The sequence below is a fragment of the Gammaproteobacteria bacterium genome, from assembly GCA_013001575.1.
Lineage (GTDB): Bacteria > Pseudomonadota > Gammaproteobacteria > Steroidobacterales > JABDMI01 > JABDMI01.
Window position 1 is genome coordinate 1 of record JABDMI010000017.1, and the last position, 11034, is coordinate 11034.

Sequence of the window (11034 nt, forward strand, 5' to 3'; positions counted from 1 at the left end):
GTGCATTACCATCCCGACACTTTGGTGATCAACAATCTGGAATTCGATCACGCCGATATTTTCGAGGATCTGTCCGCCATTCAAAAACAGTTTCATCATGTGGTTCGCACCGTGCCGTCAACTGGCATGATCGTGCACAATGCACTCGAACTCAACATTGACAAAGTGCTCGCCATGGGTTGCTGGAGCGAGACGCGTGGATTCCAAGTCGATGACAATATTTCGCAGACCGGTTGGTCCGTACAACAGGAATCGGCCAAAGATTTCGCGGTGTATCTTGATGGCAAAAAACACGGTGAGGTGCACTGGCAACAACTGGGTCAACACAATGTTGAGAACGCTTTGGCCGCGATTGCCGCTGCTCATCACGTTGGCCTGAATGTGGAACATGCCTGCAATGCACTCAAGTCGTATCACGGTGTGAAGCGTCGTCTCGAGGTTCTGCTGAAAACCCAGACTGTTACCTTGTACGATGATTTTGCTCATCATCCCACCGCGATTGAAACCACACTAAGCGGCATACGTGCACATTATCCGGATGACAAAATTGTTGCGGTTTTTGATCCGCATTCCAACACCATGAAACGCGGTGAGCACAATATGGTTTTGGCCAATGCATTCACTCTTGCTGATCAAGTGCTGGTGTATGCACATTCCGATCTGAATTGGTCGGTGTCAGAAGTGTTTACCCCGTTGGCGTCAAAAACAGAGGAATTTACCGAGATTGAATCGGGGCTGCAATTGGTAGCACAGGCGGTGGATAAGGCCGTGGTTGAGGCGGTAGATGCTCAACAGCACACGCATGTGGTCATTTTGAGTAATGGCAGTTTTTCCGGCATGCACCAGAGGCTGATTGATTATATAAGTCGTTGAAAAATATAGAAATTAAATTGCTTATTTCACATTTGTATACTCTTCACTAATGTAATATATTGGTACTGTGAACTGTCTATATTACATGCGCGACAAATTGAACAAACCTGCTTCCTTGCTACACTTCAAAGGATCGGTATTTCTAATCGGTCTACTAGGTTTAAGTATTTTTACAGCCTGTGCCAGTGCCCCGGTGGCAATTCCGCTGCAAGATGAAAGTATCATCGAAAACGTTAAACCCAGTTTGCCTGAATTGAAAAGTGAGCGTTTTGGTGAGCCCATACAAATCGAGAACGAAGAACAGATTTATACTTTAAGTACAAAGCAACAACAAAAATTTCTTGATTACTTTTCTGCTTCCCGCCATAGAGATAAACCGGGTCACGTTAAAGTTTATGAGTATTTACAAGATATCGGATTAGATTTTACCTACGCCAGCAAGACCAATAATGCCTCTACTACATTACAGTCCCAATCGGGAAACTGTATGTCTTTGGCAATGCTCACCACAGCGCTGGCGCGTATCGCCGATGTGGATATTGAATATCAATTAGTGAATCGCGTGCCGGTTTACCAGGAGTTTGGCAGTGTGATCTTTAATGCTCAGCACATTCGCAGCGTATTGTATGAGCCACTCGCCCCGGTCGGACAAGGCGTCAGCTTGTGGCGCAGCAAGGCCATTGTTGATTATTACCCCAGTCGCTATACCTACACAGATGGCAACGCCAGCTCCGAGCAAGTGCTGAGTATGTATTATCGTAATTTGGCCGCAGAGGCTTTGGGCAAGGATGATTACAACCGTGCTTTCTGGCTACTCAAAGCTTCTCTGGATGTTGAACCCGACAACGCGCATGCAATCAATACCCTGGCAGTACTGCATCGGCGCGTTGGCGAAGAGCAGGTTGCAGAAGAACTGTATAAATACGGCATCAAACATGCCCAAAACAAAATTCCTTTGTTAAAGAATTATCAGGTCTTGCTGGAAATACAAGAACGTCATAGTGAGGCACAAAAAATTGCAACCGAGCTTGAAGGCCTGGATGACCTGAACCCGTTTCGCTGGTTGCTCAGTGCTAATGAGTCATTTGATGCCGGTGACTACACTACAGCTTACAAGTTGTATCTGAAGTCCGTAGACCTTGCGCCATACTTGCATCAAGGGTACTTGGGAATTGCCAAAATAGAATATCACCGTAAGCGCTTTACCGCGGCGCGTGAGGCACTGGAACAAGCCAAAGAAAATTCTTTTGAATTGAAAACCCGGTCTATCTATGAGGCCAAGCTGGCTGCCTTATCGCGTGAACGATTTAACTGATTGCCTCTAGTTGTGCTTTTACGGCTGACGCAAACGCCTTGGGCGCAGTGCTGGAATAGGCAAAAAACAGACTCGGCTCGTTGATCTCAAGCTCCATCAGTAAAAAAGTATCATTGCGAATGATGCCGTCCACACGCGCGTAGAGTAATTCGGATTTCTGGGTGGCGAGCACACGCTCGCATTGTTTAATGGTGTCGGGTGACGGCTCAATTGCTTCACTGCTTCCGCCGTGCACGTCTTGCACCCTGAAATCACGCGCCTTGGCTTTTTTCAATACCGAGTGCGAATATTTCCCGTTAAAAAAGATCACAGACAATTCGCCGTGGTCAACGATCTCGGGCAGGAATGGCTGGATCAAAACAGCGTGTTCCTGCAGTTGCTGGGTAAACTTTTGTTGCTTGGCGGGAGCGAGATCGCGATCACAACACCAGGTTTTCCAGGCGCCTCCGGATATGCTTGGTTTGATCACGACTTTGTTCCAGTTTTGTTTAAGCAGAATCCCGGGTAAATTTTCCTGGCTGCCTTGTTCCAGCAAAACGCTTGGCACAATGGGAATGCCTTGTTGCTCAAATTCGAGTAAATAGGCTTTGTCGATGTTGGCCAGAATGGCCTCTGGTGAATTGAGTAAATGCGTATTATTATTTTTTTGAAAAGACTCTACCCATACGCGGTATTGTTCCGATTTGTAGAAATAATCCCAGGGTGAGCGCACTACAACCACTGGGTAGTCGTCCCAGTTCACGTCCGGGTCATTCCAGATTTGTGCGTCAACCACGAAGCCAATCTCATTCAGAGCATCAACGGCAAGTTGGTCATCCTCGCATAAAGGATATGCTTCGGCGACGGCGAAGGCGATGGTGGCTTGGGTCACAGGTCTTATTCGCGTTCTTTGGCTTGTTGGTAATGAGTCTTTAACTCGTGGCGCATCAAGGGGCTGGAGATTGAATCCCAGAAGATCTTGATATTCATGTGCCAGTTTTTTGCCTGAGCTTCAGAAAAGGCGAATATTTTGTCGAGTGCTGCGCGATCATAATACGTGGAACGATTGATCACAGAATCGATATTTCGGGTATTGCGGATATCTTCCAGGGGGTTGGCATTAAGAACGATCATGTCGGCATGCATTCTGGTATAGATGCTGCCAAATTGATTGGAGACCCCGGAGAAAGTGGCTGGATTCAGGGTGGCTGTACGAAGAGCCTGTAAGGGCGACAAACCGGCTTCGGTCAGGGCCACCAATTCATCATGCACACTGAATCCGGAATACACATACGGGGTACTTGCATTGGAGCCTGTCAACATGCGCACCCCGGCCTGATTGGCGTCTGCCGCGTGGGTTTGCACTCGTTGATAGAATTCCTTATGTACATTTGCACTGCCCACATCCGGCCCGAACGGGGAATTCTTCAGGTCCAGATACCAGTGCAAATAGCGTTGAACCAAAGATGCAAAACGGCGGTTCTCGCTTTTTCTAAATGCTGCATCAAAACTGTTGGCCTGACTTTTCAGGCTGACCAGACTGGGTGTCCACCAACTGTCTGAACTGGCCATGGCCGTCATCAAGGCTTTGCATTGCACGGTGTTTTGATTGCTGAGTAATTGGCGACGTTGGCTAGTGCTTTGCAAACTGCTTGCCGGTCTAATCGAGCGTAGGCGTCCAACCGTACTGGAACATTCTTCAGCAAATAAACTGGAATGATCATAACTTTTGTGGCGCATGGCCAAACTGTTTAACAAAGTCACACTATTGGGTTTTTCTCCCGCCAGGTACATGTTTGAATTATTCAGCAAGCGCGCAAGCGTAAGATAAGAATTCTGTGACAAGTTTGCTGTTGCAGTCAAAAAGTCCAGCTCTTGAAAGCTCGCCAGATCAATAATGGCTTCAACCTGATTTGAATCCGTGCCCTGTAAGTTGTTGGCGTAGTCTTCGGGTAAATTGAGTCCGGCATCAATTGGCAAAGCAGTTTGTTGATGATAATAGGGTGAGTAGGTGGAATCTTCATTAGCCAGACGATTCCAGCGATCACGATCAGCTGCACAGGCCCAGTAAGGATCATTCTGGTTCAGGCATCCACTCAAGTCACGAACATGCATGACGCCATTGGCGAGTAATAAGGGGTGTTGCGTGTATTCCGCACGTTTTTGGGAAGCATAATGCATATCCCATAACCCGGGAATCAGGTATTTGCCTTCGCCATCCACAATAATGATCAGCTCATCGACCGGGCGGATGTTTCGAGTCGAGATGTTCTCGATTATGCCATCGCGGATCAGAATATTTTGACCGGGAACTATGTTGCCAGAAACGGTATCGACGACATTGATATTGCGGATATAGATATTGTCTTTAAACCCGACATTGGGAAATGCAGAGTTGGGAAAGTTGACCCCGATAGCGACGACCAGAGCGCAAAATATAAAAACGTATATAACTATTTTGAAAAGTTTTCTTATCATAAGCACTATCTTTTCAAGTGAAAAAATTCTTCCTGTGGCTATTATGCTTTATTTTTCAAGGTTTTACCAAGAATACTTGCACTACAGACGTAAATATTCGAAAAATGCGTTTACGGTATTTTCCAGGTCGATAACAGTATGCGCCATGGAAACAAAGCCGGCTTCATAGGCCGATGGGGCAAAATAATAACCACGTTTCAACATGCCATGAAAAAACCGGTTGAAGGCATCCAGGTCACAGGCGGTCACTTCTGCAAAACTGGTGATGTGTTGTTTGTCGGTGAAATACAGGCCAAACATGCCACCTAAGCTGTCGGCCGTAAAGGCCAGGCCTTTATCTTTTGCTTCGTGCATGAGTCCGGAAGTTAAAATTTTGGTCTTGCGTTCAAGCTCTGAATAAAACCCCTCGGCTTGTATAAGTTCGAGTGTTTTAAGCCCCGCTGACATGGCCAGTGGATTGCCTGATAAGGTGCCAGCCTGATACACCGGTCCAAGCGGGGCAATGTATTGCATGATCTCGCGTTTCCCGCCAAATGCGCCAACCGGTAAACCGCCGCCAATAATTTTTCCCAGGGTCGTCAGGTCAGGACGTATGTTATAGATTTCCTGGGCGCCACCCAGTGCGACCCGAAACCCGGTCATGACCTCATCAAAGATGAGTACCGCACCGTATTCATCACAAAGCTTGCGTAAGCCCGGCAAAAAACCTTCGACCGGGCGAATGAAATTCATGTTGCCGGCAATCGGCTCCAGAATAATGCAGGCGATCTCTTCACCACATTGCTTGAAGATCTGCTCGCACGCCTCGAGGTCATTGAACGGCAAAGTGAGGGTGAGTTTGGCGTATTCGGCGGGTATGCCGGGCGAACTCGGCACCCCGAAGGTCAAGGCACCGGAACCGGCTTTGACTAACAAGGCGTCGGAATGTCCGTGATAACAACCTTCAAATTTGATGATCTTGTCACGACCGGTAAAGCCACGCGCAAGTCGGATGGCGCTCATGGTGGCTTCGGTTCCCGAGCTGACCATGCGCACGCTTTCAATCGATGGCATTAATTTGCACACTTCACGTGCCAGGGCCGTTTCCAGCACCGTGGGCGCGCCATAACTGGTGCCCAGGTCTGCTGCATTTTTTACCGCGGCAATGATCTCGGGATGGGCATGCCCGTGGATCATCGGACCCCAGGAGCCCACGTAGTCGGTGTATTTTGTGCCATTTTCGCCATACAAGTACGGTCCTTTGGCAGAGTGGATGAAGACCGGTTCGCCACCGACCGATTTGAAGGCGCGTACCGGTGAATTCACACCGCCAGGAATTACCTGTTGGGCTTGTTGAAAATGCGAAGGCTTGTTGTTCATGAGTAAATTCTTTTTATTGGTTCTGATGATTGTCGAAGTCTAGTGTGGGTATTGTATGTGTTTCTTAATTCAAACCGCGATCATAAATGTTCGATACGCCGGAAAAAATACTTTGGTAGGCTTCGGCGTGCGCCTGAATATCTTCTGCATTCCATAGATCGGAGATCACCGCCACATGGTCTACGCCTTGTGAAGCCAGTTTTTTTGCCCGCTCCAGATTAATCCCGCCAATCGCCACCACCGGGATGGGCAACTCGCTGATCTGGTTCAATATTGCGTGATCTAGTACCGCGGCATCGGCTCGGGTGCGCGAGGGATAGAAGGCACCAAATGACACATAATTGGCGGTGTCACGCACCGCTTGTTTGGCTTTTTCAAAACTCTGATGACAGGAAGCTCCGATGATCTTTCCGGGTCCGAGAATATTGCGAGCCTTGTGTACAGAAATATCTTCAGGGCCTAAATGCACACCGTCGGCATCACTGTCCAGACACAGTTGCACATCATTGTCGATGATCAAAAAAGCATTATTGGTGTGACACATTTCACGCAAGAGCACGGCCTCGGTACGGCGTTTGTCAGCGTCGCCTGATTTATCGCGGTATTGCAACATGACACAAGCTCCGTGCAAAGCTTGTTTGCAGGCCTGGAATAACTCATTGGTATTAAACCGGCTGGTGTCGGTGATCGCATACAAACCGCGGCGCCATTTGATTCGTGGCATTTTAGAACTGTACCGCCTGAACGCCGCGGTCTTGTAAAAGCTTGATCACGCTATCGGGTCCAGCCAGGTGACCCGCCCCCACAATGATCAGGTAATCGTCTTGCTCTTGTAACAGCGGGAGAATTTTATCTACCCAGTTGTGATTGCGTTGCTTTAACAACAGGTCATACATGGCAGGGGTTTTATGCATGTCTTCCAGCAATAATTCGGCCAGACCATCCATGTCGCCAGATTGCCATTCGCTAACCAGTTCAGTCAGCATGCCGGGTACTTCATGGCTATTCTGCATGACCTCGAGCAACATATCGGCTTGTTGGTCCATGGGGATTTGTTCAAAAAAGTTCAATTGCTCGGGTAAGGTTTCTAGGCCATCGATTGGTTTGCCATCGCTCAGGCCGCGTTGCATGAAATGCATGTCGATTCCGCTTTCCGGTGAATAGCCGGCGTTCATGACCAGCATGTTGGATAAATTTACATAGGAAAACCAGGGGTCAAAGTTTTCAAACATTAACATCGGGAGATTGTTTTCTTTCGCGAGTCGTTTCACTTCCGCGTATTTTTCAGAACCGATGGCTTGTTCCAGAGTTTCGGCACCTGAGAGTGGGGCAAAATTTAACACCGCGGCTTGCACACTGGCTTGATCCAGGAGTTGTTCGTCGATCTCGAAAACCAGTCTTTCGGCATCCGCATAGGCATTTTGGTAAACCTCGTCCAGGGGGTAGAGGTCTTTGCTGAGAAGATGGATCGACCCCATAATATATACGCTGTTGTGATCACCCTGAATTTTCCAGATCGGGTGTTTGCCGGAAGATACATCTTTATGCGATTTTTTCTGTGCGGTCGGATGATTAGATACCTGTTTGGCGACTTCTTGTGATGTTGTCTCACCAGTAACTGCAGTTGCGGATGCATTCGCATTTGGCTCGCTGTTTGTCCCGTCACAAGCGCTCAAGAATAAAAAAGCGCTTATGAATAAAATTCTTTGAATGAATCGCATGTTCAAACCTTATGACTTTTGGTGGTTAACAGGGCTACTTTAGCGGAATGTTCGAGTGAGCAGGTCCATTTATACGCCAATTCGAGGTTGGTGCCGGCAACGTACACACCATGCCCGCGCACCACACAGGCTTTGTGGCGCTGCAATGATTTGCTCACTTTATACGGCGAGTCTTCCAGGTAATTCTCATAGGGAATCGTAATCACGGGCACCCGGTCAAAATAATGCGCGCCTTCAAAATCTACGGGTTTAAAATCTTCGCCATTCATGGTCAAGGCCAGCGTGTGTGGGTTATGACTGTGTAATACGGCTTTGGTTTTGGCGTTATCCTGATAGGTCTGGATATGTAAGGCGGCATCCAGTGAGGCGCCTTCACCAATTCGTCCGTCGATATGACAGGAAATAAGATCGGTGTTGGTCAGGGTGTCTGCACAAGCACCCGACGGTGTTATCCAGATCATATCGCCAACACGAATTGAAGCATTTCCGGAATGCGAATCATTCAAGCCGTACACGCGTAACCAGTTGTACACTTGCACCAGGGATGATTGTGAATTGTTTAAGCCCGACATGTATTTAAGCTCCGTGTTATTGAGTTGTATCCTGCATACCTTTTCGATTTTTAATGAGCTTATGACATTTATTTACAATTGCGGCAAATTCTGGACTGGCGGCAATATTTTGCTGTCCATCGGTCAGATACAGGCCTTATAAACTGTGTGATTAGTGCTATTTGCGCAGTTTTTTCCAGGCCTCGAGCTTTTGTGCAAAACTCAAACTGGCATGCGCCGGACTGGTGGAGGGCAGGGCAATCAATTTGATATCAACTTTCAAGTCGGGCAAGACTTTTCGTCTGAAGGTATCTTCGGCTTTACGACCATTGAAAAATACCCGACGTATGTTGGAATGCGAATTAAAAAATGCATTGAAGGCATTTGGAATAATTGAGCCGGAGACGATCGCGGAATCCAGACTGCCTGGTCTTTCGCAATGTTGCATCACATCCCAGAGAGCGATCTTATTTTTTGCGAGTTGTTCACATCGCTTCTCGTATATCAAATCAAGATCGAAATCATAAAGCTGCGACATGATCTTCCAGAAGGCGTTGCGAGGGTGCGCGTAGTATTGGTTTTGGTCCAGGGATCGTTGCCCGGGCATGGAACCAAGTATCAGGGTGGTGGCATCGGGCTTGGCGATTGGTGGGAAGGAGGTGAGATTAAGCATGCTGAAAAGTGGTGAGCGATGTGTTTGAGGAGTTTACTGCATTATTATCGGTGATAGGCTCATACAAAAAAAGCAGCCGAAGCTGCTTTTTGGGTCCCGCGGTCAAGCCGCGGGATGACGATATTAAACAAGCCGCGGGATGACAATTTTTACAAGCCGAAATATAACGAAATTAAACCAGCCCGGGATGAAGAGATTAATAATCCGAAAAATGTCGCTTCTGATTAATGATCAATATCGATAATGTTCGGGCTTGTATGGGCCTTCAACTTTAACCCCGATGTAGTCCGCCTGTTCTGTGGTCAAAGTGGTTAACTTGGCACCGATCTTGTCCAGATGCAAACGCGCGACTTCTTCGTCCAGGTGTTTTGGCAGCACGTACACTTCATTCTTGTACTCGTCACCTCGTTGCCACAGTTCCATCTGGGCCAGAACCTGGTTAGTGAAGGAGTTGGACATGACAAAACTTGGATGACCGGTGGCGCAAGCCAGATTCACCAAACGACCTTCGGCCAACAAGATGATGCGTTTGCCGTCCGGGAAAATGATGTGGTCAACTTGGGGTTTGATGTTTTCCCATTCGTATTTTTTAAGCCCCGCAATATCGATCTCGTTATCAAAGTGGCCGATGTTACAAACAATGGCCTGGTTTTTCATGTTCAGCATGTGGTCTTCACGGATAATATTGAAATTACCGGTGGTGGTCACAAAAATGTCGGCTTGATCTACCACATCGTCCAGACGCACAACGCGATAGCCTTCCATCGCTGCCTGTAACGCACAGATCGGATCGATCTCGGTCACCCAGACATTCGCTCCCAGACCTCTCAGAGAAGCCGCGGATCCTTTACCCACATCACCAAAGCCACACACCACAGCAACTTTACCCGCGATCATCACATCGGTTGCACGCTTGATGGAGTCAACCAGAGATTCACGACAACCGTACAAGTTGTCGAATTTTGATTTGGTTACCGAGTCGTTCACATTAATGGCCGGGAAGTGCAGTTCGCCGCTGTTGGCCATGGTGTATAAACGCTTAACCCCCGTGGTGGTTTCTTCGGTCACGCCTTTGATCTCGGCCAGACGTGTGGAATACCAGTTTGCATCGGTTTCCAGAGTCTTTTTGATCGAGGCATACAAGACTTCTTCTTCCTCACTGCCAGGCTTGTCCAGCACCGAAATATCTTTTTCGGCTTTGGCGCCAAGAATAAGTAACAAGGTAGCGTCACCACCGTCATCCAAAATCATGTTGGCGTATTGCTTGCTGCCGTCAGGCGCATCGTGCCAGTCGAATAGGCGATGGGTGAAGTCCCAATACTCTTCCAGGGTTTCGCCCTTGTGGGCAAACACCGGAGTGCCACCGGCCGCAATTGCCGCCGCTGCGTGATCTTGAGTTGAGAAAATATTGCACGAAACCCAGCGTACATCCGCACCCAGAGCCTTGAGGCTTTCGATGAGTACTGCAGTCTGGATGGTCATGTGCAAAGAGCCGGCAATGCGCGTGCCTTTTAAAGGCTGCTGTTTGGCGTACTTGTCGCGAATGGATACCAGTCCCGGCATTTCGGTTTCGGCAATGGCGATCTCTTGACGTCCGAAACCTGCTAAAGAAAGATCTTTTACGGCGTAGTCTGAAAAGTTCGAATCGGGTTTAAGCGGTGTAACTGTTGCGTTCATTTTGGATTGCTCCGTGATTGAACGAGCGCCGTTGTTTAGATAAGCCATCTGAGCCTCACCGGACATTTGGTCGGTTGCAGCGCCCCTCAGGCGGCTAAGAAAAATATCATGTCATCGCGAACCATCGGCTGATGCTGCGGAAATCTCATACCTTGGATCGCCGCATGGCTCTAAATGAGCGTTTCGCAACGCCGCATTATACAGCTAAGCAGTAGCTTAGAGATACGCTTTTAAGGCTTCTGCCTTGTCAGTACGTTCCCAGCTCAGATCCAGGTCATCCCGGCCAAAGTGTCCGTAGGCCGCAGTCGGCTTGTAAATCGGACGGATCAGGTCCAGCGAGGTAATGATGCCATACGGTGTGAGATCGAATTCCGATTGTACGATCTGGGTCAGTTTGTATTCACTGAT

At 48.2% G+C, this 11034-nt stretch carries 11 protein-coding genes and 1 riboswitch; of the genes, 2 read left to right on the forward strand and 9 right to left on the reverse strand.

Annotation, left to right across the window (positions count from 1 at the left end):
* Positions 1-873: UDP-N-acetylmuramate:L-alanyl-gamma-D-glutamyl-meso-diaminopimelate ligase (locus HKN88_01395; GenBank protein NNC96703.1), on the forward strand; the 873-nt coding region annotated here is incomplete at its 5' end.
* 85 nt (positions 874-958) lie between these two features.
* Positions 959-2188 carry a hypothetical protein gene (locus tag HKN88_01400; GenBank protein ID NNC96704.1) on the forward strand — a complete coding sequence of 410 codons (1230 nt, stop codon included), beginning with the start codon at positions 959-961 and terminating at the stop codon, positions 2186-2188.
* Here the strand turns inward: HKN88_01400 and HKN88_01405 are convergent.
* From HKN88_01405 to HKN88_01445, 9 genes are all read right to left on the reverse strand, one after another.
* Positions 2181-3059, reverse strand: a complete 879-nt coding sequence (locus tag HKN88_01405) for a hypothetical protein (GenBank protein ID NNC96705.1) — start codon at positions 3057-3059, stop codon at positions 2181-2183. The genes HKN88_01400 and HKN88_01405 overlap by 8 nt on opposite strands.
* A gap of 5 nt (positions 3060-3064) precedes the next feature.
* Positions 3065-4645 carry an amidohydrolase family protein gene (locus tag HKN88_01410; protein NNC96706.1) on the reverse strand — a complete coding sequence of 527 codons (1581 nt, stop codon included), beginning with the start codon at positions 4643-4645 and terminating at the stop codon, positions 3065-3067.
* Positions 4646-4726: 81 nt separating this feature from the next.
* Entirely contained in the window at positions 4727-6004 is a 1278-nt protein-coding gene (gene hemL, locus HKN88_01415) for a glutamate-1-semialdehyde 2,1-aminomutase (protein NNC96707.1), read from the reverse strand.
* Positions 6005-6068: 64 nt separating this feature from the next.
* A complete protein-coding gene (locus HKN88_01420) occupies positions 6069-6728 on the reverse strand; it encodes a thiamine phosphate synthase (protein ID NNC96708.1) in 660 nt (219 codons plus the stop codon).
* A gap of 1 nt (position 6729) precedes the next feature.
* Positions 6730-7725, reverse strand: coding sequence for a TraB/GumN family protein (locus HKN88_01425; GenBank protein NNC96709.1), 996 nt, complete (start codon positions 7723-7725; stop codon positions 6730-6732).
* 2 nt (positions 7726-7727) lie between these two features.
* Entirely contained in the window at positions 7728-8297 is a 570-nt protein-coding gene (locus HKN88_01430) for a class II aldolase/adducin family protein (GenBank protein NNC96710.1), read from the reverse strand.
* 157 nt (positions 8298-8454) lie between these two features.
* Positions 8455-8949, reverse strand: coding sequence for a DNA-deoxyinosine glycosylase (locus tag HKN88_01435; protein NNC96711.1), 495 nt, complete (start codon positions 8947-8949; stop codon positions 8455-8457).
* A gap of 231 nt (positions 8950-9180) precedes the next feature.
* Positions 9181-10626 (reverse strand): adenosylhomocysteinase, encoded by a 1446-nt coding sequence (locus HKN88_01440; GenBank protein NNC96712.1) that lies wholly within the window; start codon positions 10624-10626, stop codon positions 9181-9183.
* A 16-nt stretch (positions 10627-10642) separates the two neighbouring features.
* Positions 10643-10720, reverse strand: a riboswitch (S-adenosyl-L-homocysteine riboswitch).
* A gap of 122 nt (positions 10721-10842) precedes the next feature.
* Positions 10843-11034: methionine adenosyltransferase domain-containing protein (locus HKN88_01445; GenBank protein ID NNC96713.1), on the reverse strand; the 192-nt coding region annotated here is incomplete at its 5' end.

Bases quoted from the DNA above. Each gene is read 5' to 3' on its own strand.
- HKN88_01420 (NNC96708.1), bottom strand. From the start codon at position 6,728: ATGCCACGAATCAAATGGCGCCGCGGTTTGTATGCGATCACCGACACC.
- HKN88_01430 (NNC96710.1), bottom strand. From the start codon at position 8,297: ATGTCGGGCTTAAACAATTCACAATCATCCCTGGTGCAAGTGTACAAC.
- HKN88_01400 (NNC96704.1), top strand. From the start codon at position 959: ATGCGCGACAAATTGAACAAACCTGCTTCCTTGCTACACTTCAAAGGA.
- hemL (NNC96707.1), bottom strand. From the start codon at position 6,004: ATGAACAACAAGCCTTCGCATTTTCAACAAGCCCAACAGGTAATTCCT.
- HKN88_01425 (NNC96709.1), bottom strand. From the start codon at position 7,725: ATGCGATTCATTCAAAGAATTTTATTCATAAGCGCTTTTTTATTCTTG.
- HKN88_01410 (NNC96706.1), bottom strand. From the start codon at position 4,645: ATGATAAGAAAACTTTTCAAAATAGTTATATACGTTTTTATATTTTGC.
- HKN88_01440 (NNC96712.1), bottom strand. From the start codon at position 10,626: ATGAACGCAACAGTTACACCGCTTAAACCCGATTCGAACTTTTCAGAC.
- HKN88_01435 (NNC96711.1), bottom strand. From the start codon at position 8,949: ATGCTTAATCTCACCTCCTTCCCACCAATCGCCAAGCCCGATGCCACC.